25 protein-coding genes are annotated in these 24,135 nt (G+C 60.1%); 11 read left to right on the top strand and 14 right to left on the bottom strand.

Annotation, left to right across the window (positions count from 1 at the left end; all coding sequences use genetic code 11):
• The first annotated feature begins 35 nt into the window (after positions 1-35).
• From mazG to IC234_RS20150, 9 genes are all read left to right on the top strand, one after another.
• Positions 36-893 (top strand): nucleoside triphosphate pyrophosphohydrolase, encoded by an 858-nt coding sequence (gene mazG, locus IC234_RS20190; protein ID WP_190928264.1) that lies wholly within the window; start codon positions 36-38, stop codon positions 891-893.
• A gap of 266 nt (positions 894-1,159) precedes the next feature.
• The gene (locus tag IC234_RS20185) at positions 1,160-2,041 is read left to right on the top strand and encodes a MotA/TolQ/ExbB proton channel family protein (RefSeq protein WP_394354898.1); all 882 of its coding nucleotides are present in this window, start codon (positions 1,160-1,162) and stop codon (positions 2,039-2,041) included.
• Between the two features lie 87 nt (positions 2,042-2,128).
• Positions 2,129-2,758: an ExbD/TolR family protein gene (locus tag IC234_RS20180; RefSeq protein ID WP_190928262.1), complete on the top strand. Its 630-nt coding sequence runs from the start codon at positions 2,129-2,131 to the stop codon at positions 2,756-2,758.
• Positions 2,759-2,804: 46 nt separating this feature from the next.
• Positions 2,805-3,341, top strand: a complete 537-nt coding sequence (locus IC234_RS20175) for an ExbD/TolR family protein (RefSeq protein ID WP_190928260.1) — start codon at positions 2,805-2,807, stop codon at positions 3,339-3,341.
• Positions 3,338-4,168 (top strand): energy transducer TonB, encoded by an 831-nt coding sequence (locus tag IC234_RS20170; RefSeq protein ID WP_223827816.1) that lies wholly within the window; start codon positions 3,338-3,340, stop codon positions 4,166-4,168. The genes IC234_RS20175 and IC234_RS20170 overlap by 4 nt, the downstream gene beginning before the upstream one ends.
• Before the next feature lie 225 nt (positions 4,169-4,393).
• Positions 4,394-5,212, top strand: coding sequence for an energy transducer TonB (locus tag IC234_RS20165; protein ID WP_190928258.1), 819 nt, complete (start codon positions 4,394-4,396; stop codon positions 5,210-5,212).
• 185 nt (positions 5,213-5,397) lie between these two features.
• Positions 5,398-5,670, top strand: a complete 273-nt coding sequence (locus tag IC234_RS20160; protein WP_190928255.1) for a hypothetical protein — start codon at positions 5,398-5,400, stop codon at positions 5,668-5,670.
• Entirely contained in the window at positions 5,663-6,658 is a 996-nt protein-coding gene (locus tag IC234_RS20155; RefSeq protein WP_190928253.1) for a PstS family phosphate ABC transporter substrate-binding protein, read from the top strand. Before IC234_RS20160 ends, IC234_RS20155 begins: the two co-directional genes overlap by 8 nt.
• Before the next feature lie 56 nt (positions 6,659-6,714).
• On the top strand, positions 6,715-8,349 hold the full coding sequence (locus IC234_RS20150) for a tetratricopeptide repeat protein (RefSeq protein ID WP_190928250.1): 1,635 nt from the start codon (positions 6,715-6,717) through the stop codon (positions 8,347-8,349).
• Between the two features lie 74 nt (positions 8,350-8,423).
• On the opposite strand, the gene IC234_RS20145 is transcribed toward IC234_RS20150, so the two are convergent.
• From IC234_RS20145 to IC234_RS20080, 14 genes are all read right to left on the bottom strand, one after another.
• On the bottom strand, positions 8,424-9,470 hold the full coding sequence (locus IC234_RS20145) for an RluA family pseudouridine synthase (RefSeq protein ID WP_190928248.1): 1,047 nt from the start codon (positions 9,468-9,470) through the stop codon (positions 8,424-8,426).
• Positions 9,471-9,541: 71 nt separating this feature from the next.
• Positions 9,542-10,183: an OmpH family outer membrane protein gene (locus tag IC234_RS20140; RefSeq protein WP_190928246.1), complete on the bottom strand. Its 642-nt coding sequence runs from the start codon at positions 10,181-10,183 to the stop codon at positions 9,542-9,544.
• A 40-nt stretch (positions 10,184-10,223) separates the two neighbouring features.
• Positions 10,224-10,907: an OmpH family outer membrane protein gene (locus IC234_RS20135; protein ID WP_190928244.1), complete on the bottom strand. Its 684-nt coding sequence runs from the start codon at positions 10,905-10,907 to the stop codon at positions 10,224-10,226.
• Between the two features lie 38 nt (positions 10,908-10,945).
• A complete protein-coding gene (gene bamA / locus IC234_RS20130; RefSeq protein ID WP_190928242.1) occupies positions 10,946-13,462 on the bottom strand; it encodes an outer membrane protein assembly factor BamA in 2,517 nt (838 codons plus the stop codon).
• A 9-nt stretch (positions 13,463-13,471) separates the two neighbouring features.
• Entirely contained in the window at positions 13,472-14,218 is a 747-nt protein-coding gene (locus IC234_RS20125; RefSeq protein WP_190928240.1) for an isoprenyl transferase, read from the bottom strand.
• A 131-nt stretch (positions 14,219-14,349) separates the two neighbouring features.
• Entirely contained in the window at positions 14,350-15,099 is a 750-nt protein-coding gene (gene porG, locus IC234_RS20120; protein ID WP_190928238.1) for a type IX secretion system protein PorG, read from the bottom strand.
• Between the two features lie 51 nt (positions 15,100-15,150).
• On the bottom strand, positions 15,151-16,080 hold the full coding sequence (locus IC234_RS20115; RefSeq protein ID WP_190928236.1) for a DUF6089 family protein: 930 nt from the start codon (positions 16,078-16,080) through the stop codon (positions 15,151-15,153).
• 146 nt (positions 16,081-16,226) lie between these two features.
• Positions 16,227-17,114 carry an NAD kinase gene (locus IC234_RS20110; protein WP_190928234.1) on the bottom strand — a complete coding sequence of 296 codons (888 nt, stop codon included), beginning with the start codon at positions 17,112-17,114 and terminating at the stop codon, positions 16,227-16,229.
• A gap of 92 nt (positions 17,115-17,206) precedes the next feature.
• Positions 17,207-18,655: a BamA/TamA family outer membrane protein gene (locus IC234_RS20105; RefSeq protein WP_190928232.1), complete on the bottom strand. Its 1,449-nt coding sequence runs from the start codon at positions 18,653-18,655 to the stop codon at positions 17,207-17,209.
• 7 nt (positions 18,656-18,662) lie between these two features.
• Positions 18,663-19,337 (bottom strand): CBS domain-containing protein, encoded by a 675-nt coding sequence (locus IC234_RS20100; protein ID WP_190928230.1) that lies wholly within the window; start codon positions 19,335-19,337, stop codon positions 18,663-18,665.
• 131 nt (positions 19,338-19,468) lie between these two features.
• Entirely contained in the window at positions 19,469-20,251 is a 783-nt protein-coding gene (locus tag IC234_RS20095; RefSeq protein ID WP_190928228.1) for an alpha/beta fold hydrolase, read from the bottom strand.
• Between the two features lie 11 nt (positions 20,252-20,262).
• Complete coding sequence (locus IC234_RS20090; protein ID WP_190928226.1) at positions 20,263-20,859, bottom strand: anthranilate synthase component II; 597 nt, start codon at positions 20,857-20,859, stop codon at positions 20,263-20,265.
• A 66-nt stretch (positions 20,860-20,925) separates the two neighbouring features.
• On the bottom strand, positions 20,926-21,456 hold the full coding sequence (locus IC234_RS20085; RefSeq protein ID WP_190928224.1) for a CvpA family protein: 531 nt from the start codon (positions 21,454-21,456) through the stop codon (positions 20,926-20,928).
• A 96-nt stretch (positions 21,457-21,552) separates the two neighbouring features.
• Positions 21,553-22,014 carry a GatB/YqeY domain-containing protein gene (locus IC234_RS20080; protein ID WP_190928222.1) on the bottom strand — a complete coding sequence of 154 codons (462 nt, stop codon included), beginning with the start codon at positions 22,012-22,014 and terminating at the stop codon, positions 21,553-21,555.
• Positions 22,015-22,258: 244 nt separating this feature from the next.
• Between IC234_RS20080 and IC234_RS20075 the strand changes: the two genes are divergently transcribed.
• Together IC234_RS20075 and mnmH are read left to right on the top strand one after the other, a co-directional pair.
• The gene (locus IC234_RS20075) at positions 22,259-22,972 is read left to right on the top strand and encodes a pyridoxine 5'-phosphate synthase (RefSeq protein WP_190928220.1); all 714 of its coding nucleotides are present in this window, start codon (positions 22,259-22,261) and stop codon (positions 22,970-22,972) included.
• 77 nt (positions 22,973-23,049) lie between these two features.
• Complete coding sequence (gene mnmH / locus IC234_RS20070; RefSeq protein WP_190928218.1) at positions 23,050-24,078, top strand: tRNA 2-selenouridine(34) synthase MnmH; 1,029 nt, start codon at positions 23,050-23,052, stop codon at positions 24,076-24,078.
• Positions 24,079-24,135: the final 57 nt, after the last annotated feature.

Below are 24,135 nucleotides of genomic sequence, written 5' to 3'. Positions count from 1 at the left end.
GACCGGTTGGCGACGCCCGGTTTATCTTTGGAACAATGGAAAATACTGCCCCCGCCCCTGGCGACCTGCTCACCAGTGCCCGCCGGCCGGCTCAGCTAGAAGCTTTTGGCCGCCTGCTCGACGTCCTCGACCGCCTGCGCACCGAGTGCCCCTGGGACAAAAAACAAACCCTGCAAAGCCTGCGCCACCTCACCATCGAGGAAACCTACGAAATCAGCGACGCCATTTTGCGCGACGACCTGCCCGACCTGAAAAAAGAGCTGGGCGACGTGATGCTGCACCTGACGTTCTATGCCCGCATTGCCGCCGAAAAGGGCGCTTTCGACATCGCCGACGTCCTCAACGCCCAGTGTGAAAAGCTCATCTACCGCCACCCGCACATCTACGGCGACGTGCAGGCCGACGACGAGGATGCCGTGAAGCGCAACTGGGAGCAGCTTAAGCTGAAGGAAAAAGGCAACACCACCGGCGTGCTCGGCGGCGTGCCCACCTCCCTGCCGGCCCTGGTAAAGGCCATGCGCATTCAGGAAAAAGCCCGCGGCGCGGGCTTCGATTGGGAGGAGCCCGAGCAGGTGTGGCAGAAAGTGCAAGAAGAATTAGGAGAATTTGGCGAAGAGTACGGCCACGGCAACCCCGCCAAAATGCAGGCCGAGCGCGCCGCCGATGAGTTCGGCGATTTGCTCTTTTCGCTGGTCAATTTTGCCCGCTTCGCCGGCATCAACCCCGAAGAAGCCCTCGAACGCACAAACCGCAAGTTTATCAGTCGGTTTCAGTATCTGGAAAAGGCTGCGGAAGCCCACGGCCAGCGCCTAACCGACCTGTCATTGGCCGAAATGGACGTGTACTGGGAGCAGGCCAAACAGCAGGCAACCCAACCCAACGGCGCGAATTAGCGTTGTCCCATTTCTACCGCCCTTGCACTGCACTTCCACGGGCCTCAGCCAAGTTTTCTTTGGTCGGGCCGCTCTTTTTGGTTAGGTTTGCCCAGCTAAGCCAGCACTGGGGCAGTTTGAACTTTGGTAAGTGCTATTCTAGTCTACCTTCATTGCGGGATTATTAAGGTTCCCGGCCGCTTGCTGCGCTTCTCACCAATTTTTGCTTTTTCTTTACCCACTCAATTCAACTACTTCACACAATAACCCCCAAACACTCCGGAACAATGGAACAGAAAAATGCCATGAATACGAGCCCCCGGCCCGCCGCTACGGCCGCCAAAGCCGAAGCCCAAAGCAGCGGTGGAGCCTCGCTGTTCTCCGTCCTGGTCATTATCCTAGCCTTCATCGTCAGCGTTGTCGTCTATAAATTCGTCCTCGGCGACCCCAGCCACTTCCAAGGCAATAACAACGAAAACAACCCCAACGCCGGCGACTACCTCGGCGTGGTATACAAAGGCGGCTTCATCGTGCCGATTCTGATGACCATGCTGCTTTGCGTAATCACCTTCTCGATTGAGCGCGCCCTCACCATCAGCAAAGCCAAAGGCTCGAAGAGCATCGAAGCTTTCGTGCGCACCGTGCGTCAGAAGCTGAACACCAACGACATCAACGGCGCCCTCGCCGCCTGCGACCAGCAGAAAGGCTCGGTAGCCAACGTGGTGAAAGCCGGCCTGCTGAAGTACAACGAAATGGGCCGTGACCGCTCCATGGCCACCGACCAGAAAATTCTTGCCATCCAGAAGGAAATCGAAGAAAGCACCGCCCTGGAGCTGCCCATGCTGGAAAAGAACCTCGTTATCATCTCTACGCTGGCTTCTATCGCCACGCTGGTGGGTCTGCTCGGCACGGTATTCGGCATGATTCGCGCCTTCGCCGCTCTGGCGCAGGCCGGCACCCCCGACGCCGTGGCACTGGCCAACGGTATCTCGGAAGCTCTGATTAACACGGCTCTGGGTATCGGTACCTCGGCCCTGGCCATCGTGGCTTACAACTACTTCACCAGCAAAATTGACGAGCTGACCTACAGCATCGACGAGGCCGGTTTCAGCATCATCCAGACGTTTGCCGCTCAGCACGGCAATACGCAGCCTGCCCAAACGGTTTAATTCCGTTTTCAGCACGTTGCTGATGCACTAAAACGCGGGGCTATTCGTTCTTCGGAACGAGTAGCCCCCTTTTAACCCCACCTCGCAATGCCTAAAGTAAAACCGCACCGTACCTCGCCGTCGCTCGACATGACGCCGATGGTGGACCTGGCCTTCTTGCTGGTGACGTTCTTCATGCTCACCACCAAGTTTGCCCCCGAGGAATCTGTGGTGGTGGACACCCCGTCTTCCATCTCGGAGATTAAGTTGCCCGAGAACAACGTGATTACGCTGACCGTCGACAAGAACAAGCGCGTGTTTTTTGGCGTCGACGCCAAGCAAACCAAAATCCAGGCCCTGCAGCGGGTTGGCGCCAAGTATGGCGTGCAGTTCACGGCTGCTCAGGCCAAGGAGTTTGGCGACCTGCCCAACTTTGGCCTGCCCATCAGCCAGCTCGGCTCCTACCTCAATATGGACAAGGAGTCGCGCAAGACGGTGAACAAGCAGCAGCCCGGTGTGCCCCTCGACTCGCTCAACAACCAACTGGTTGACTGGGTGCTGGAGTCGCGCCGCGCCAACCAGGCCATCTTCCACAAGCCGACTTACATTGCCATCAAAGGCGATGGCGACGCGGACGTGCCCACGGTGCAGAAGATTATCAAGGTGCTTCAGGAGAAGGACATCAACCGCTTCAACCTCATCACGGATATGGAGAACAAGCCGGTTGCAGCCAAATAAACTTGGCCTGCCTCTGTGCTCCTCTTCATTAACTTAATCAAATACCATGGCAGAAATCCAACCGAAAGGCGACTCCGGTGGCAAAGGTGGAAAGAAGCGGGCGAAGAAGATGTCGACCAAAATCGACATGACGCCGATGGTGGACTTGGCCTTCCTCCTGCTCACCTTCTTCATGCTGACTACCACCTTCGCCAAACCCAACGTGATGCAGCTCACGATGCCGGTGAAGAAAACCGACGACGTGGAGGACACCAAAATCAAGGCTTCACAGGCCATGACCATCCTCCTCGGCAAAGACAACAAGGCGTACTACTACTTTGGCCTCAATACCCCGGCCGATAAAACGGTACCCAAGCCCGAGCTGAAAGTGACGAACTTCTCGGCCAACGGCATCCGGCAAGTGCTGCTGGAGCGTCAGCGCCAGCGCCCGGAGCCCATCATCCTCATCAAGGCCACCGAAGACGCCAAGTACAAAAACATGGTGGACATTCTGGACGAGATGAACATCACGAACCAGAAGAAGTACGCTTTGGTGAAAATCCCCAAAGAAGACACGGACCTCATTAAAGAATCAGCGCTATGATGGACAACGCGCAAATTGCCAAGGCCAGCTTAAACGACATCGTTTTTGAGGGCCGGAACAAGGCATACGGAGCCTATGTGCTCCGTCGCTTGTATCAGCGGCACGTGACCCGGGCGCTGATTATTGCCACGGCAGTTTTCCTGTTGCTGATTGCTTTCCCGCTCATTTCGCAGTATCTGAAAGACCGGATGCCGAAAGAGCCCAAAAAGAATCTGCAGGAAAACGTGCTGATGGACGCGCCCCCGCTGGACGAAACCAAGCCACCACCCCCTCCCCCGCCGCCCGAGGCTCCGCCGCCCCCGCCGCCCAAGCTCACCACCATCAAATTCACCCCTCCGGTGGTGAAAAAGGATGAGGAAGTGAAGAAGGAAGAGGTGCCGGACCAGGAAGAGCTGAAGGATAAAACGGTGGCTACCGTGACCGTAAAAGGCAACACGGACGCCCCGGACCTGAGCGAACTCGCAAGCGGCGAGGGCGACAAAGTGGTAGAGGAGGTAGTAGAAAACAAAGTCTACACCTACGTGGAGCAGATGCCCCAGCTGCCCGGCGGCGGCGGCAACGGCGCCATTGTAGCAGCCATTCAGAAAGCCACCAAGTACCCGCCCCTGGCGCTTCGCAACCAGGTCGAAGGCCGCATTTTCGTGAGCTTCACGGTAAATGCCCAAGGCGACGTTTCGGACGTGAAAGTGGTGAAGGGCCTGGGTTCGGGCTTGGACGAGGAGACGATTCGGGCGGTGAAAACCCTGCCCAAGTTCATCCCCGGCAAGCAGAACGGCCGCGCAGTGAGTGTATCGTTCACGGTGCCGATTACCTTCAAGATTCAGTAATTGCCGCGGCTGGCCTCTAGGCTACCGCACTTGAAACCCCGGATTGAGCCACATGGCTTGGTCCGGGGTTTTTCGTTGATGGCAATGCGGTAAGGCAATAAAAAAATATTGTCGGCTTGCATACTATTAGCATTGGGCAAGCCGTTGTGAAAGGGCAAGCCAGTGGCGGAGGGCCCCCGCCCGCGTGGCTTGGGTTCGATTGTATCACCTCAACCCACTGCTGCCATGTCCACGCCCATCCTCCTCACCGGCTCCCTCGACGATATTGTATTTGAGGGGCGGAACAAAGCCTATGGCGCCTTCCAGCTGCGCCGCTCGTATCAGCGGCACCTTGGCTCGGCGCTGCTCATTGCCATCACGGCTTGCACGCTGCTGTTTTTACTGCCCTTCGCCGTGAACCTGCTGTGGCCGGCGGTAGTGGAAGCACCGCCGGTATTGCCCGAGCTGCCGCAGAACCAACCCAACATCTACGAGTTTGAGAAGGTAACGCCGCCCCCACCGGCCGCCGCGGCGCCGGAGGTGAAGGTGACGCCGCACGACGTGATTCAGACCCACGTAGCCCCCGATGCGGAAGTGAAGCCCACGGTGGAATCGACGCTTCCGCAGGACATAGGCCCGACAGGGCCGGCTAAAGACGGCGCCGAAAACCCGACCGGCGCAAGCGGTGGCAGTGGCCCTGCGACCACACCGGTAGGAGATTCGGCAGCACCGGCGGCCGCGGCGCCGATGGCCCCGGTGCTGGCCCCTGAAGTGATGCCCGACTTTGTGGGCGGACGCGCCGCCCTGATGCGCTACCTGCAGAAGCACCTGCGCTACCCGGCCGCCGCAATGGCCGCGCAGGTATCGGGGAAAGTGTACGTTTCGTTTGTGGTGCAGACCGATGGCAGCATTGGCGAAGTGACGGTACTGAAAGGCTTGGGCTACGGCACAGAGGAAGCCGCCTCCCGCGTAGTGCGCGAGATGCCGGCCTGGACGCCGGGCCTGCAGAACAACCACGCCGTGCCGGTACGCTTCACTCTACCCATTACTTTTCAATTTGAGTAGCAAAACGGTACCGTACACCGTCGAGTAATCTCAGCAAGGCAAAAACCGAAAATTGGCCGTAGCTATGAAAAGCGGCTAATTTTCGGCTTTTTTGTGGGCTGGTTGCCGTATGGCTTTGCGATTTGGCCGAACCTTTACGGGCCTTTTGCGGGTTTATACATCTCCATTCCTGCATTTATCACTTTATGCTCAACCTTCCCACTACCGAGGAACGCCTCGGCAAGTCGCCCCAGCGACTGGTGCGTTACTTTGTGCTCGCCATGGCCCTGGTGTACCTGGGGCTGGGCGTGTGGCTGTGGTGGACGGCCGACACGGCGACGGGCGGCGGCGTCATCACGCTGAGCCCCACGGCCCGCCGGGTGCTGGGCTCGGTTTTCGTTCTGTATGGTTTGCTGCGGTTTTTTCGCGGCTACCAAACCTATTTCCGCAAAAAACCCTTCTCCGATGACAATGAATAAGCGCGCGCACCTGCTGACCAGCGGGGCCCTGGCCATACTGGCAGGAGCCGCTACCGTGATTTCCTGCAATGGCCCCGGTACGCCGGGCGCTCAGGACACGCCCACTACCGGCACGGTGGCCGTGGGCGTGGACGAGACGTTTGCCCCCATTCTGCAGGCGCAGATTGACACCTTTGCCAAGCTCTACCCGAACGCCCACGTCAAGATGAGCTTTCAGCCGGAAGAGAAGGTGATGCTCGACCTCATTAATGACCAGATTAAGCTGGCCGTGGTGTCGCGGGAGTTGAACGCCGAAGAAAAGGCAGACTTCGAAAAGCAGAAAATCAGCCCACGGCTGACCCGCATTGGCATCGACGGCCTGGCCATTGTGCTGAACCGTGCCAATCCCGACTCGCTGCTGACGGTGGCGCAGCTGAGCGATATTTTCACGGGCAAAACCAGCGCTTGGAACCAGGTGAGCGGCAAGAAGGGCCTCGATGCCATTAACGTGGTGTTTGACGCCAACCGCAGCAGCACGGCCCGGTTCGTGCGCGATTCCGTGACGCACGGCGCGCCCCTCACCAAGCGCGTGTTTGCGGCGACTTCCAACCCTGCCTTGCTCGATTACGTGGCCACGCACCCCAACGCCATCGGCGTGGTGGGCGTGAACTGGATTTCGGACCGCGACGACCCGGCGGCCATGAAATTTGCCAACAAGGTGCGCGTGGCCAGCATCACGGCGCGCCCCAACCCCACCGCCGACGACTACATTCAGCCTTACCAGGTTTACCTGGCGGAAAAGACGCCGGAACAAATCGTAGAACATCCGGAGTTGCAGAATTACCCGCTGCGGCGCAACCTTTACATCATCAGCCGGGAGGCGCGCGCAGGGTTGGGCACGGGGTTTGCATCCTTCGTGGCAGGCAAGAACGGACAGCTGATATTTCAAAAGTCGGGCTTACTTCCCGCTCAGATGCAGGCCCGCATCGTGACCACGCCTAAACTGTAAGCGCGCTTCGCGCGTACCCCCTTTTCACTTACGCTTTTTCATTTTTTCTTCATCCTATGACTTTCAAGCCCTGGAAACAGCCGCTGCTCGCCGCCCTACTCGTAGCGGCAGGTACTACGGCAGCCACTGCCCAAGACATTCAGAAAGCCCAGCGCGCCATCGAATTGGGCCGCTACAACGAAGCCCGCGCCATGTTGCGTGCGGGTTCTTCGCCCGAGTCGAACTTTGAACTGGGCCGTTTGTACCAAATGCGCGACATGCCGGATTCGGCCGCGTTCTACTTCAACCGCGCTTCGGGCTCTTCGCCTTTCGGCCAGGTAGCCGCCGGCCGCGCGTTGCTCGCCAAAGGCCAGCTTGGTCCGGCCGAGCAGCAGTTTGACGCTGCCGCCAAAGCCACCAAAAACAAGGACACCAAAGTCCTGACCATGATTGCCCAGGCTTACGGCGAAGCCGACATCAAAGAAGCCGGCAAGTCGCAAACGTACCTGACGGCCGCCCAAACGGCTTTCAAGAAAGACGACCCGGCCCTGATGGTGGCCCGTGGCGATATTTATCTGCACTCTGACCAAGGTGGTGGCGAAGCCATGACCAGCTTCGACCGCGCCATTGCGGCCAACCCCAGCTACGCCCAGGCTTACTATAAGAAGGGTGCGCTAAATGTGCGCTCGCGCAACTTCAACGAAGCCCGCACGGCGCTGACCAAAGCAACCGAACTGGACCCCAGCTACGCTCCCGCCTATCGCGAGCTAGCCGATATGTACTACTACGCCGGTCAGTACGACCTGGCCGCCAGTACGTTCAAGAAGTACCTGGAACTGGCCGAGCGCACGCCGGCCACGGATGCGCAAAACGCTTCGTTCCTGTACCTCACCAAGAAGTATCCCGAGGCATTGACGGAAGTGAACAAGGTATTGGTGGCTGACCCCAAAAACCTGACCATGAACCGTCTCAAGGCCTATCTACTGTACGAAACCGGTGATTTCAACGGTGCACTGGCAGCTATGGACACGTACATGAAGCTGGCTCCCGCCGAGAAAATCATCCCGGAAGATTACTCGTACTTGGGCCGTATTCAGGCTCGGGCTGGTCGTCCTGATGAAGGCATTGCCACCATCAACAAAGCCATTACCACCACCACGGACCCCGCCAAAAAGGCTGAGCTCCAAAATGACCTGGCAACGGCTTACATGACCAAGAAGGACTACAAGAGTGCCATTGGCGTGTACCGTGATAAGCTGAAAAACGGTGGCGACCTGACCGACCAGTTCCGTCTGGCCGTGGCTTACGGCAACAACAAGCAGTACACCCAAGCCGACAGCGTGTATGGCATCATTAACACGGCCAAGCCTACTTACGCTCCGGCTGTGCTGGCCCGTGCCAAGGTGAACGCCGCCCGCGATGCCGATGGCAAGCAGGGCCTGGCTAAGCCGTACTATGACAAGTACATTGAACTGTCGAAGGCCGAAGGTGCCGACGTCAGCAAGTTCAAAGAAGGCTTGGTGGCTGCTTATGGCTACCTGGGCGTGTACAACTACACGAAGGGCGACAAGGCTGCGGCTCTGACGAACTTCGAGCAGGTGCTGGCCTTGGACCCCAGCAACGAAGGTGCTAAAAACAACATCGACGTGCTGAAGGCCAAACCCAAGGCGCCCACTAAAACGGCTCCCAAGGCCGCTGCCAAAAAGAAGTAATAGCCACATAGGCTATTAGTTAAAAAGGCCCCGACGCAGCTGCGTCGGGGCCTTTTTTTATGCTTATAACAGAGCTAGGCCGCCGCCCAAGCCCGCCACTTCTCCAACACGCCCGCAAAGTCTTCGGGAAGTTCGGCTTCGAAAAACAGTTGCTCGCCTGACGTGGGATGGACAAAGCCGAGCGACCGGGCGTGCAGGGCCTGCCGGGGCATGAGCTGAAACGCGCTTTCGACAAAGTCGCGGTAGGCCCCGGTGTTCTGGCCCACGCGAATGCGGTCGCCGCCGTAGGTGGCGTCCGAAAAAAGCGGGTGGCCGAGGTATTGCATGTGGGCCCGAATCTGGTGCGTGCGGCCGGTTTCGAGCACGCAGCGCAGCAGCGTGACAGGGCCAAAGCTTTCCAGGATTTCGTAATGCGTCACGGCCGGCTTGCCCTGCTCACCGTTGGGGTACACGGCTTGCACCTTGCGGTCGCGCAGGCTGCGCCCAATGTGCCCGCGAATGGTACCAGTCGGCCCGGGCGGCGTGCCCCACACCAGCGCCAAATAACTGCGCTGAATGGTGTGGTGAAAAAACTGGTTGGACAGGTGCGTCATCGCAAATTCCGTTTTGCCGATGACCAGCAGGCCCGAAGTGTCCTTGTCGATGCGGTGCACCAGCCCGGGTCGGATTTCGCCGTTGCGACCAGTGGGCAGGTTGGCCAAGTGAAAGGCCAGCCCGTTGACCAGCGTGCCCTGCCAGTGCCCGTAAGCCGGGTGCACCACCAGGCCCGCCGGCTTGTTCACGATTAGCAATTCGGTGTCTTCGTAGCGAATATCCAGGGGCATTTCCTCGGGTACTACCCGGTCATCGCGGGGCGGTTCGGGCAGCGTCACCGTAATGGTGTCATTCGGCTTCACCCGATAGTTGGGCTTCACGGGGGTGCCGTTCACTTCCACGGCCGAGGCGCGAATGGCTTCCTGCACCTTATTGCGCGAGGTGTTGCGCAGGCGGTTGTGCAGAAACTTGTCGATGCGCAACAGCTCCTGGCCGCGGTCCACTACGATGCGGTGGTGTTCGTAAAGTTCATCGCCCTCGGCGCCGTCGGCGTCGAGTTCATCGTCTGCTAGGTCGTTGGGTATCATGAGCGGTTCGGTACACGAAAAAAGCCGGAGCACTTGCTCCGGCTTTTCGCAATTGGGACAGCGGGCGCTGCTTATTTCTTGGTCTTGGTCTTCGTTTTGCCAGCGGGCGCCGGCGCGGGCGACTGAGCAGGAGCCGGCGCTTTGATTACCGGAGCCGGCGTAGCGGCGCCGGGCGTGATGCCCATCTTCTTCAGCACGAGGTCTGAAATGTCGCCTTCTTTGGGGGCGTGCAACAGCAGCGGGCTGCCGCCGCCGTCCGAGTTGAACACGTAGGTGAAGCCGTTCTCGTTGGCCACGTCGTCGATGTTCTTCTGCAGCTTGTCGAGGGCGGGCTTCAGCAGCGTCTGCTGCTTCTGCTGCAGCGACTGCTGGGCGCTCTGCTGGAACTCCTGGATGGACTGCTGCAGGTTTTGCAGGCTCTTCTCCGTATCAGCCTTCACAATGTCGGTCATCGTACCAGACTTCTGCTGGTAGTCTTTCACCTTGGTTTCGAACTCGGTGGTTTTGCTTTTGAGCTGAGCAGCAAGCTGGTCGTTATACGTCTTCAGCTGCGATTCAATTTGCTTGCTCTCGGGCATCTGCGACAGCACGTATTGCACGTCGGTGTACCCAATCTTGAGGGGGGCCTGGGCCTGCGCGGAAGTGGCGGCCAGGGTTCCGGCGGTCAGCAGAGCGGCGGCGAGCGTCAGACGAAAAATTTTCACGAGGTTCATCAAAAGAAAAAGGGTCAGAAAAATGTTGGGACAAAGGTAATTACTTCGAGCCCTTCTTCACGGGCCGGGTGGTTTTGGGCGCGGCTTTGGTGGGCGCTACCGGTTCGGGCGTACCAGAATCGGATTCAAAGTTGGGGTCAACGGGGGTTTTGGGCGGCGCCACGGTCTTCACAGCACCTTTCGGGCCAGGTTGGTTCCGGTCCTCAGCGCCGAGGCCCAATTCTTCCAGCACAAACTCCGTGTAGTCATGCGCCGGGTTGGTGTAGAGCATCGTCAGGTCGCCCGATTTATCAAACAGCACGGCCAAGGACTTTTTCTTCGCCACTTTCTCGCAGGCTTCAAAAATCTTGTCCTGCACCGGCTTATTCAGCTCCTGGCGCTTCTTGAAAATCTGACCTTCGTAGCCAAACTGCTTGTTCTGGTAGGCTTTGATGTCTTGTTCTTTTTTCAGAATCTCGTCTTGGCGCTTCTTCTTCATGGGCTCGGTGAGCACCACTTCTTCGGCCTGGTAATTCCGGTAAAGCTTGTCGAGGTCCTTTTTCTGGGCTTCGAGTTCCTTCTGCCACGTATCCGACAGCGCGTTCAACTCCACCTGGGCTTTGGCGTATTCGGGCATCTTGTTCATGATGAACTCCGAATCTATCCAACCAAATTTCTGCGCCCAGGCGCTCGGCGCAACAAGTAGCAACCATAAGGCCAGCAGCGGGCCACCGAAGTTCTTCATACTGGAGGAAACGTGAAATGAGGCCCGCTAGTGCCCTGCTATCGAATTTGCTGACCGATGATGAAGTGGAAGTGGTTGGGGTCTTGCTTCGTGTTGTCGGGCAGGCTCGGAATCACGCTGTCGAAGCCGTGGCCGAAGTCGAAGCCCAGTAAACCAAAGGCCGACATGAAGATGCGCGCGCCCACCCCGGCCGAGCGGTACAGCTTGTAAGGGTTGTAGTTCTGGTAGGAATCGAACGAGTTGCCGGCTTCGGCAAACGCCAGCACGTACACCGTGGCGGCCGGGTTGAGGCTTACCGGGTAGCGCATTTCCACCACGTACTTGTTGAAGGCGATGCCGCCGGCCTGCGAGCCCTGCGCAGTAGGAATGGCGTAGGTGGCGCCCGGGTCGTCGTAGCCGCGCAGGCCCACGTAGTCGGTGCCCACCAGGAAGTTGCCGCCGCCGTTGTAGCCCAGGCCGGCACCACCCATCTTAAACCGCTCGAAGGGCCCAATCTGGCGGTTGGAATTGTAAGTACCCAGGAAGCCGAAGTGGGCGCGGGTGTTCAGCACCAGCTTGCCCACGATGGGCGTAAACCACGAAGCGTCGAACATCCACTTATGGAATTCAATCCACTGGTTGCTGGTGTGGTCGTTATTGAGCAGTGAGTAGGGCGGGGTCAGGCTCAGGCTCAAGCTCAGCGACGAGCCCCGGCGCGTGTAGGTCGGGTTGTCGATGCTGTTGCGGGCCAGGGTCGTGTTCAGCGTGATGTTGTTGAACGTGCCCGTGGTGGCGCCGGCAATGTTCACATAGTTCTGCGTCTGGTACTGGCTAAACGACAGCGAGTTGCTGAGCGTAAAGTAGTCATCGGGCACACGCAGCTGGCGGCCCAGGCCCACGCTGGCGCTGTTCACCTTGATGAACTGGTCGTTTGAAGCATCCAGTGCTGCGCCAGCGCGCTGCACGCTGTGGTTGAGACTGAACGAGAACGAGTTCGGCCGACGGCCACCCAGCCAGGGCTCGGTGAAAGACAGCGAATACGCCTGATACTGCACACCGTTGGCTTGCACGTTGAGAGCCAGTCGCTGGCCGTCGCCGGCCGGCACCGGCGTCCAGTTGCGCAGCGTGCCGGCTTTGCGCAGCGAAAAGTTGTTGAACACAAGGCCTACCGTGCCAATGAAGCCGGCATAGCCACCCCAACCGCCCGACAGCGTCACTTGGTCCGAAGGCTTCTCCACCACCGTGTAGTTGATGTCCACGGTGCCGTCGGCCTGGTTCGGCACGGGGTTGATGCCGATTTTTTCCGGGTCGAAATAGCCCAGCGTGGCAATTTCCCGCTGCGAGCGAATCAGCAGTTCGCGGTTAAACTTGTCGCCGGGCAGCGTGCGCAAGGTGCGGCGCAGCACATGGTCGCTGGTTTTGGTGTTGCCCGAAATGTTGATGTCTTTGATGTGGGCCTGTACGCCTTCGCTCAAGCGCATCTCGATGTCGATGGAGTCGCCTTCCACCTTCGTTTCCACCGGGTCGATGGTGAAGAACAGGTAACCGTCGTTGAGGTACAGCGAAGAGATGTCCTGACCGGTCGGGTTGTAGTTCAGGCGCTTGTCCAGCGTTTCCTTGCTGTAAGGGCTGCCCGACTTGATGCCCAGCACGTTGGCCAGCGTTTTGTCGTCGTAGAGGTAGTTGCCGCTCCAGGTAATATGGCGGAAGTAATATTTCGGGCCCTCGTCTACCTTGATGCGCAAGGCCAGTCCTTTGTCGTCGCGCGTCAGCGTGTCGCTCACAATGGCCGCGTCGCGATAGCCTTCGGCGTTGTAGAACTCCAACAGCTTCTTCTTGTCTTCTTCGTACTCGGCGCGCTGAAACTTGCCCGCGGTAAGGAATTTATACGGCTTCCGCTCCTTGGTCTTTTTCAGCTTGCCTTTCAGCTTACGGTCCGAAAAGGCCTTGTTGCCTTCAAACGCAATGTCATGGATGCGCACTTTCGAGCCCTTATCCACGTCAATGCGCAGGGCCACGCTGTTGGCCAGCGACGAGTCGGCCACCTGCACCACGTTCACTTTGGCATCGAGGTAGCCCTTGTTCACGAAGAACTTTCGCACCTGCGTCCGCGTGTTGTTCAGCAGGGCATCGGTCACCACCTTGCCGCGAATCAGCGTGATTTTTTTGGTCAGGTCCTCGGTCTGCCCTTTCCGGATGCCCGTGAAGGTGAATTTCGACAAGCGGGGCCGCTCCTTCAGGTTGTAGTCCAGGAAAATCTTGTTGCCCTCGATGCGGGCAATGGTTACGCTCACGTCACCCAGAATGCCCTGGGCCCACAGCTTGCGGATGGATTTACCAATTTCTTCGCCCGGCACCGAAATGGGGTCGCCCACGCGCAGACCGGTGAGGCTAATGAGAGTATTGGGGTCGAGGTAGCGCGCGCCGCTCACGGTGATGCCCCCCAACTCATACCTTTTGGGCTCATCGGCCGCGCTGCCGCCGGCCTGCTGCGCCCGCACCGGACTGCTCATCACCCCACCCAACACCACTAGGGCCAGGACCAACTTGACAACAAAATTACGCACAAGAAACATTACTAGAAATTAAGAGACAGCGACTTGCTCGCTTGTTTTGCCAAAGCGCCGTTCCCGGCGCTGGTAGGCCCGAATGGCCTCCTGGAAATGCTCTTTCCGGAAGTCCGGCCACAGCAAATCCGTGATATACAACTCCGTATAAGCCAACTGCCACAGCAGGAAATTGCTGATGCGTTGTTCGCCGCTCGTCCGAATAAGCAACTCGGGGTCGGGCATGCCCGATGTGGCCAGGTACCCGGCCACGGTAGCTTCGCTAACATCCGTTGGCTTCACCTGGCCGCTAGCCACATCGGCCGCCAGGCGCCGCGCGGCCTGGGTCAAGTCCCAACGGCCACTATAGCTCAGTGCCAGCACCAAGGTCATGCGGTTGCCGCCTTTGGTCAGTTCCATGGCCTCGGCTAGCTCGCGCTGGCAGTTCTTGGGAAGCGTGCTGATGTCACCAATGGCCTCGAGGCGGATGCTGTTTTTGAGCAGCGTGGCCGTTTCCTGCCGAATGGTGTGCACCAGCAACTGCATCAGGGCCATTACCTCCAGCGCCGGACGGTTCCAGTTTTCGGTAGAGAAAGCGTAGAGCGTGAGGTAGCGCACGCCCAGCTGCGCGGCTTCCTCCACGGTTTCGCGAACAGCCGTGATGGCGCTTTGGTGCCCGAACACGCGCATGCCGCCCCGTTGCTTGGCCCAGCGTCCGTTGCCGTCCATGATGACGGCCACGTGGGCGGGAATATTTTGAGTATCAATTTCGGCCTTGCCGGTCATCTTTGCGGTTTCGCTAAAAGAGCCCGCAAGTTACGGAAATGGTTGCATTTGGGCGTCGTCGGCCCAATCGCCCTCCTGCACCGGCATTCCTAGTATTTAGGTGATTTCAAGGCCTAAATCAGCCTTGCTGACTACTTCAGCAGCCTCTTATTCTTCTTGTACTGTGACGGACAAGGAATTTTATAAAAAGTATACGAAATGCTGAGCCCGCTGTAATAATACCAGTCTTGGTCGTGCACGTTCACCAGCAGCGGGTCCTGCTCCGATAAATGGTCGAACTGGTCGGTAAAAGCCTTGCGCACGCCTACCTCCAAGCCGAGGTTGATGTGCTCCGACAAGGCATACTTGAGCCCTGCTCCGGCCGGAATGGAAAATCCCAACATGGACCCGTCCTGATTGAACTCCCCGCCCAGGCTATTGCTCACCGTGGTGGTGCTGGCATAGAAAGCAGCAACGCCGGCGAACAGGTACGGTGTGAAATGGATTTTGTCGGTGCGGTAATGGTAGTCCAGAAAGTTGTATTCCACCACCGCTGATGCCTCCAGAATGCTGCCCTTGGTATTGGCTTGGCGGTAGCTCTGCAGGGGCGGTACGCCCCCATTCTCCCCGGTCACGTTGCCATCGTCGGCACGCAGAAAACCTGCGGTGAAGCCGCCACGCAGCGTGATGGGCACCGACACATCTTTGCGATAGAAGACGGTGAAAGCCGGCCGGTTGTTTTGCAACTGGTAATCGGGCGAGATTTCTCCGCGGTAGTTGGTGGCGCCAATACCAATGCCCAACTCGCTGGTGTTCTGCGCACTGGCAGAGGCACAAAAAAGTGCACTCCCCGCCTGCACGAAGCAAACGAGGAGTGCACTTTGAACAAATGACTTTATCATCTAAACTAGGTTGCTGGCTAGGAAAGTAGCGTTTCGGCCAGCGGCCGCAGGCTAGCGGAATTTGGGATTCTTGATGCGGGGCGTCAAGATGTAGTTCAACGTTACACCCGTAACGATGTACCAATCGGTTTTATTGCCCGAGTCGCCGCGCTGGCTAACCGGGTTGGTGAAACCGGGGAATTTCGTCGGGTTGAAGTTGTTGTCAGGCTGCGAAATGCTGCGCGTAATGTCGCGGCCGAAATACTGCTGGGAAGGGGTCGACAGCTTGGACGGGTCGGCGTACTTGCCTCCTACGTCGTCGAGGTAGTCGGTGAAGGTCTTGCGCCAGCCGATTTCCAGGCTTGCGTCAAAGTTGCGGTTGATGCGGTAGCGGATACCACCACCAAACGGAATGGAAATCTGCGTCTGACCGTAGGCTTTGTCCTGGCCTTCCGTTCTCAGGTCAGCCAAGGGTACGTACGAGCCTTCGGAAAGGCCGAGGCTGTTCTTGCCTACCAAACCCTTGGGATTGTGGTAGAAACCGGCCACGCCCACAAACACATACGGCACAAAGTCCGGACGCTTCAGGTAGTTGTTGCGGTTCTCAATCAGGTCGATAACGGCAACGGCCGAAGCTTCGAAGATGTCGTTGCGGAAGGTCATGTTCCGGTTGTAGCGGAAACGTGCATCCGGGTCTTCGCTGTTGGCTGCCTGCGAGTCATCGCCCGAGATGCGGCCGTAGGACAGACCGAAGCGGCCCGACAAACGCGGATAGAAGCGGCGCGTGATGGAAACACCGGCACCTACCCGAGTAGCACCCAGACGCAGGCTGGTGAAGTTGGTCACCGGCGTCACGTCGCCGAAGTAGTTCATGGCGTTCAAGCTGAAGCCAATGGAGTTATACTGCTTCCGCTTGCTGAACTGCTGAGCATCTGCGTCGGGCGTCGCCACCAAGGCCAGGCCCAGCACAAGTGCCGAAGAATAAGTGAAAATATTTTTCATAAGGCAACTAAAATGATGATTCGGGTTTCGGGGTGTTGAGGGCAGAGCAGTGAATGCGCAGTTTCAGACGGTGACAAAAGTAGGCCTAATCGGGAACTAAAAAAACTTTCAACGTTTTTTTCCAAAAAAAAGCTATCCGTTTCTATTTAAATTCCTGCCGGGTTGCGGCGGTCGAGGCCCCAATTCAGCTTACTGCGCAAGGTACTTAGGAAGTTAACGTGGTTGAGTTTTACTAGGCGAGCGTTGAAAGTTTCGCGGCGAACGGCTATCTGAACGGAGGCTTCGACGGGCAGGGAGCGAGAATCGAGCGCCAGCATGTAGCTGGTGCTACGGCCTTCGATTTCGAAGGAAATCACGCTCTGGTCCGACACCACGAGCGGGCGCACGTTCAGATTGTGGGGGCATACGGGGGCAATAATAAAATTGTTTGTTTGCGGCAGCATGACGGGGCCGCCGCAGCTCAGTGAATAGCCGGTGGAGCCGGTGGGCGTGGCCACCACCAAGCCATCGGCCCAGTAAGAGTTGAGGTATTCGCCGTCGATGTACGTGTGCACGACAATCATGGACGAAGTATCGCGCTTGAGCACGCTGAACTCGTTGAGGCCAAAGTTGAGGCCGCCGAAGACGTCGGGGTCGGTATCGACGCGAATCAGGCTGCGCTCTTCGATGTTGAAGTGGCCTTTATATAGAGCGTCGATGGCTTGGGCAATGCGGTCGGGGGTGATGGTGGCCAGGAAACCGAGCCGGCCAGTATGAATACCCAAAATGGGGATTTGCAGGGCGCCGACGTAGGTCACGGTGTCGAGCAGGGTGCCGTCGCCGCCGATGCTGAGCACGAACTGCACGCCGCGCAGCGAGTCGCCGCGCCGAAACTCGGTGGTGCCGGGCGGCAGGCGCAGGCGGTTGTCGAGGAAAGTGCGGAAGGACTCGCCGATGCGGACTTCGGCCCGGCGGGCGGCCAAATCATCGAGCAGCGCCTGAATGGCGGGGGCAGCTTCGTCGTCGAAAGGCTTGCCAAGGATGGCGATTTTCATGCGGAGGCAGCGGACAGGTTACGCTCGGGGAAAGGCGTTTCCGCAGGAAGATTGATAACAAATTAACAACCCAACCGGCGAGTCATTCGCCATCAAATGGGGAATTCGGCGCGAAAAAAGTAACCGGTTTGCCCCAAGCCGTTCAGGGTATACTCGGCCGTGAACACCCGGTCGTAGTACGTGACGAGGTGCAAGCCGAGGCCCACGGCGCTGAGCAGGCGGTTGGGAAGGCGGTTTTGGGGCAAATGGCTGGGGGCGGCCACGTAGCCGGCGTCGGTAAAGATATTGAGGTAGAGCGCCAGCGGAATGCTGTTGATTTTGGGATTGTCGATGGAGCCCAACTGAATATTGCGGGGCTGCAGCAACTGGTAAGACAGCCCTTGCTGCAGCAGGCCGTAGTGGCGGCCGTCGATGACGTACTCGTCGTAGCCGCGCACCAGGTCGGCATAGCCCAGCGCCCGCACGTCGGCGTAGGCCAGCTTTTCGGCGAAGCGTGCCTGGCCGCTCAGCCCAATGCTATAGTAGAACCGATGCCCCAGCGCCAGGTAGCGCGAATAGGTGGCGTGCACGGTGGTGACGCTGGGGGCCGTGCGGCCCAGGAACACCCGGTGCGACACGCTCAGTTGCGCGTACTTGCCCGTGAGGGGGTAGGCGAAGGTGTTGCGCTGGTTGCGGGTAGTGGTAAACGTAACATCGAGGTACTCGCGCTGGGTACGGCCCAGGTAATACTCCGGGTTGCGGTAGCGGATGGAGTCGCTTATCCGCTCGCGGTGGTAGGAAACGTCCAGCGCCGTGAGGAACTGCACGGTGTGCCGGAAGCGCAGGCCGCCCGTGAAATAGAGCCGCTGAATGGGAAAGTTATCATCGGCCCGAAACGGCACGAGGCGGTCGCCGAGCGTGCTGTAGTCGAGGGCGTGGCTTTGGTAATAGGACGCGCCCGCGCCAAGGCCGAGGCGGCGGTAGTGGCCCAGGCCGGGGGCCTCGTAAAACAACTCATACTTGCGGTTGAAGCCCAGCTGCAGGTTAGCCATAATCTGCTCGTTGCGGCCGCGAAAGTTGCTGCGCACCACGTGCACGCCGTAGTCGACGCGCTTCCAACGGTCGGAACGGTCGAGCCAGGAGCGCAGGTTGCGGTCGGCCAGCGAGAGGATGGGCACTGGGAAAAGGTACCACCGCTCCTGCAAGCCAAACACAATGAGCCATTTGCCGCCGGAGCAGCTGGCCTGCACCACCACGGTGTGGAAAAGCTGGAGATTGAACAGGCGGCTGCGGTTGGCTTCGAGGCGGGCGGCCAGGTCGGCCACGGCCAAGGTGTCGCCTTCGTGAAAGTCAAGCTCGACGCGCAGAATTCGCTCCTTGGTGACGGCATTGCCCAAAAACAAGATGGTGCCCACGGCCGCGCGCTGCACGTCGGGGCACGGCACGATGCGCACCAGCGTATCGGCGGGCGCAATGGTGGGGCGTAGCGCGTGGGGCAGCGTATCGGCCGGAGCCGGGGCGCCGAGCAGCGTCTGCAGGAACAGAAACAGGACTCCGAGCACCCCGCCGTTACACGCTCAGGTACCGCAGGAGGGCGTCGTAGCGCTCCTGCTCGTCTTCGTTCGGGGCGGCGGTGCCGCTGAACTGGGCCGTCACCACGTAGCCAAACCGCTCGAGGGTGGCCGTGATGCGGGTCAGGTTGTCGGTATTGAGCTTGAGCGTGAGGCGAATTCGCTGGGGGTCGACCTCATCCTGAGCCACCAGCGCGCTGATGACTTTGGCGTTGTTTTCCTCCACGTAGCGGCTAATTTGGGTGAGCGAGTAGTCGCGCTCCTCCATGGTGAGCACAATGATGCCGCCCTGCCCACCGGCCGGCTGTTGGCCAAACGCGGCCAAGGCATCGGCAATGGTGACGACGCCGGCGTACTCGTGCCGCTCATCCACCACGGGCACCAGCTGAATTTTATTTTCAATGGCCAACTCCATCACGCGGTAGAAGTGCTGGTCGGGGCGCACGTAGGCGTCGGCAAAGCCCAGGGGCAACTCGGAGAGCAAGGTCTCCGGGTCGTCGAAATCGGCCAGGTCGGACTCGGTGACGAGGCCGCGGTAGTGGCGGTTGTCGAGCACGGGCAGCTGGGCCACGTGAAACTCATCGAGCCAGCGAGCCGCTTTGCCCGCCGAATCGGTGCCTTTCAGGGGCGGAATCATTTCGTTGAGTAAATCCTCGGCGAGCAGGGCAGGCATATGCGGGGCTAATGATGAGGGTAAAGGCAATAACGCGGCGTTAGTGGGAAGGGATAGGATAAGGTAGCGGGTGCGCCAAGCGGCGCGCGTAAAGGAACAACAATCGAGCCGGCGAAAAAGATACCCGCCGTTTAGGCAGCCACGGCGGGGGCCGTTTCGGTAGTACGCAAAAACCGGCGCAGGTAGCGGTTGAACCCGGCGGGGCGCTCCATCATGGGGGCGTGGCAGCAGTGGTCGAGGAAGCGCAGCTCGGCGTGGGGCAGCAGGCGGGCAAACTCGTGGGCCACCGGCGGCGGCGTGATGGTGTCGTTCAGCCCCCACACCAGCAGGGTGGGCACCTCTATTTTGGTCAGCTCCTTACTCAGGTTGTGGCGCTGCGCCGACCGCGCAATGGCGATGATGCGCAGGCATTTGGCGTTGGAATTCGTGACGTTGAATACTTCGTCGACCAGTTCCTGGGTGGCCACGTTGGGGTCATAGAACGTGTAGCCGACTCGTTCCTGCACGTAGGCGTAGTTGCCGCGCTTGGGGAAAGAGCCGCCCATGCTGTCCTCAAACAAGCCGCTGCTGCCCGTGAGCACCAGCCGGCTGACGCGGGCCTTGTTATTAAGGGTATACACCAAGGCAATGTGACCGCCGAGCGAGTTGCCAAGCACGGTGAACGTGGGCGGCAGGGCCAGCGCCTTCACAAAGCCTTCGACGTAAGCCACGAGGCCCGGCACGCCGGCTTGGGTAAGGGGCATGTCGTATATCGGCAGCAGCGGGATGATGACGCGGTAGTCGGCCGAAAACTCCGTGACGACGTCCTGCCAGTTGCTCAGGGCGCCGAACAGGCCGTGCAGCAGGAGCAGAACGGGGCCCTGGCCTTCGTCCACGTATTCGTACCCATGCTGGTGCTGGTGGCGCAATTCCATCTCGTTTCTCGTCAATTCCCGGCGGTTTTGGCAATGATACAACAGCGCAGCCAATTGGCCAAAATTGCCAGTCCGTGCGGCGTGAGCAGGGCTTCGGGGTGAAATTGGACTCCGTAGAGCGGCAGCGTGCGGTGGCGCAGGGCCATGAGCTCGGGCACCGGGCCGGTGGTGCGGGCCAGCGGCACCAGGGCCGGCGGCAGGGGCTCCTGCAGCAGCAGCGAGTGGTAGCGCGTGACGGGCTGCGTGGCCGGCAGGCCCGCAAACAGCGGCTCATCGGGCGCGCACTGCATTTCCGACACCTTGCCGTGCACCGGCCGCGCCGCCCGCGTCACGGTGCCGCCGAAGAACTCGCCCAGCGCCTGGTGGCCCAGGCACACCCCCAGCATGGGCACCCGCTGGTGGTAGTGCTCGATAACGGCCGGCATGACGCCCGCCTGCGCCGGCGCGCCGGGCCCGGGCGACAGCACAATGCCATCGAAGGCCAAGGCCTGTAATTCTGGCAGCGTCACGTCGTTGCGGCGCACCACTACTTCGGCCTCTAGCTGGCGCAGATAGTCGGCCAGGGTGAAGGTGAAGGAATCGAAATTATCGAGCAGCAGCAGGCGCATATACGGAACGTGAAAAGAGCACGGGAAAGAGGAACCTCAGCACTTCACCTTCCTCGTGCTTCATGCTTAACTTTTCACGAAGGCGGTGCGCATGCGCACCAGCAAATCTTGCGCGAAGGGCAGCACGTAGCCGGTGATTTGCAGGGCCAGCGGGGTAGCCTGCTGCACAATGGGCAGCACTTGCGAGCCCGTCACCAGGTTCGGCGACAGCAGGTGCAGGCCGGCCAGACCGGTGCCGTGCAGCAGCAGGCTCAGGCCCAGCACCCACTTCAGCACCCCGGCCACGCCGCCCAGCAGGTTGTCGAGCACGCCCAGCGGGGTGAGGTGCACGGCGGTTTTGAGCAGGCCGCCCAGCAGGTGCACGCCCCACATAATGGCCACAAACACCAGCGCGAAGGACACCAGCGGCAGCATCCCAAACGCGCTGCCCACGTAGTGGCGCACCAGCGGCACGGCCGCCGACAGCAGGCTGAGCCCGCCCACCACGGCCAGCACAAACGCCAGCAGCGACACCACTTCCAGCACCAGCCCGCGCCGGTAGCCCTTCACGGCCCCAATGCCCAGCGGCAGCAGCAGCAGAATGTCGAGGGCAGTCATTTTTAGGGTAAGAGGGGTAGGAGGGTATGGGGGCAGGAGGTGTGAAAGGGATTGAGGTCTTAACTCCTACCCCCATACCCTCCTACCCTCCTGCCCTTATAGATTGGTGTTGTTGAGCAGGTGGCCGAGCACGTCGGAGATGCGCTTGCCGTCGGCTTGGCCAGACAGCTCGCGGGCGGCCACGCCCATCACCTTGCCCAGGTCGGAAGGGCCAGTAGCGCCCACGCGCTGGATGATGTGCACGAGGCGCTCCACGAGGTCGGCTTCGGAGAGCTGCGCGGGCAGGAATTCTTCAATGATGGCCAGCTCGGCCAGCTCGTTGGCTTCCAGCTCGGAGCGAAACTGCTCCTTGTAAATGGCGGCGGCGTCGCGGCGCTGCTTGGCGGCCTTGTTGAGGAGCTTGAGCTCGGCCTCCGGGGTGAGGGCACCGCCCTGGGCGCCCTCGGCGGTTTCGGCCAGCATGATTTGGGATTTGATGCTGCGCAGCGCGGTGAGGCGCACTTTGTCTTTGGCCAACATGGCTTGCTTGATGGCGGCGTCGATGGTGTCTTTTAGCATGAGGCGGAGTGGTGAGTTGGTGAAATGGCGAAACGAGGCGTGGAAAGGGGGAAGCCGTAATTTCGCCCCGAAGCTACGGCCCCGGCTGTCATCCTGAGCGCAGCGAAGGACCTTATCACGTTTGAATGGTTTGCTATATCGCACCCGACGCAGACCTGAGAAGGTCCTTCGCTGCGCTCAGGATGACAGCCGTTTCCAAACACTTCCTCCCCGCCCACCCCCACACCCTCCTGGCCCAACCACCATGACCAAGCTCAGCGTTAACATCAACAAACTGGCCACCCTGCGCAATGCCCGGGGCCACAACCGCCCCGACATTCTGCAGGCCGCGCGCGACATCGAGCGCTTCGGGGCCGAAGGCATCACGGTGCACCCGCGGCCCGATGAGCGCCACATCCGCTACCAGGACGTGCGCGACCTGAAAAGCACTGTGACCACTGAGCTGAACGTGGAAGGCAACCCGACGCCCGACTTTCTGGCCCTGTGCCGCGAGGTGCGCCCCGAGCAGGTGACGCTGGTGCCCGATGCCCCCGACGCCATCACCTCCAACGCGGGCTGGGACGTGATTACGCACCGCAGCTTCTTGCAGGACGTGGTGGCCGAACTGAAAGGCCTGGGCGCCCGCGTCAGCATTTTCCTCGACCCCGACCTGGCCCTGGTGGAAGGCGCCGTGGCCACCGGCACCGACCGCATCGAGCTTTACACCGAAGCCTACGCCCGCCACTACTTGCAGGACCGCGAGGCCGCCGTGGCCCCCTACCGCGCCACTGCTGCCCGTGCCGGCCAGCTCGGGCTGGGCGTGAACGCCGGCCACGACCTCGACCTCGACAACCTGGCCTGGCTGCACCTGCAGCTGCCCGAACTGGCTGAGGTAAGCATCGGCCACGCCCTGGTGTGCGACGCACTGTACCTGGGCCTCGAAAACACCGTACAGCTATACCTGCGCCAGCTGAAATAGCTTGCCGAACGTCGTGCTTCATCTGGCGTCCGCTTGCCAAAGCATGACGTTCGATTGAATTTTCCTTTCCCCTATTCATGCCTCGTCACCCGCTGGCCGCTTTCCAAGCCCTCCCCTACCCCATCCTCGACGTGCGGGCCCCCATTGAGTTTGCGCAGGGCCACGTGCCGGGTGCCCTCAACCTGCCGCTGTTCACCGACGAGGAACGGGCCCGCATCGGCACGGCCTACAAGCAAGTGAGCCAAGAGCACGCCGTGCACCTGGGCCTGGAATTTTTCGGGCCGAAGATGTCGGCCATGGTGAAGCAGGCCAAAAAGCTGGCCCCCGGCAAGGAAGTGCGGCTGCACTGCTGGCGCGGCGGCATGCGCAGCGGCGCCGTGCTGTGGCTGTTGGAGCTGGCCGGGTTCAAGGTGCATTTGCTCGACAAGGGCTACAAGGATTACCGGCGCGCGGTGTTGGCCTCGTTTGAGGAGCCGCGCGCGTGGCGGGTGCTGGGCGGCCTCACGGGCAGTGGCAAAACCGACGTGCTGCACGCCCTGGCCGCTGAGCCGCACCGCCAGCCCGTGCTCGACCTAGAGGGCATGGCCCACCACAAGGGCTCGGCCTTTGGGGCCATTGGGCAGCCGGCGCAGCCCACGCAGGAGCAGTTTGAGAACAACCTAGCCGCGGCCCTGCTCGACCTGCCCACCGACGCGCCCGTGTGGGTGGAAGACGAAAGCCGCCAGATTGGCCGGCTCACCATTCCCGCGCCGCTGTTTGAGCAGCTGCGCACCTCGCCGCGCTGGGTGCTGGAAGTGCCGCGCGCGGCCCGCGTGGCCAAGCTGGCCGCCGAATACGGCGCCGAAAACCCCGTCGAGCTGGCCGCCGCCATCGAGCGGCTGCACAAGCGGCTGGGCGGGCTGGCCACGCAGCAGGCCCTGGCGGCCGTGGAAGCTGGCAACTTTGCCCACATGGTGGAGCTGGTGCTTGATTACTATGATAAAACGTACACCTACGGCTTGGCGCAACGCCCCGGCGAGCCGGCCCGCACCTTTGTGCCCGTGGCCGATTGCAACCCCGCCGACAACGCGGCTACTTTGGCTAGGCTGACTTCGCCCAAGCCATAAGGCCGGTCGATTAATATCGACTCTTTATCCAGAGAAACCTGGCCCAGGTACTGGGTT

Origin of the sequence: Hymenobacter armeniacus (assembly GCF_014699055.1) — a bacterium.
Classification (GTDB): Bacteria; Bacteroidota; Bacteroidia; order Cytophagales; family Hymenobacteraceae; genus Hymenobacter; species Hymenobacter armeniacus.
This window is presented reverse-complemented; position numbering and strand designations above follow the sequence as displayed.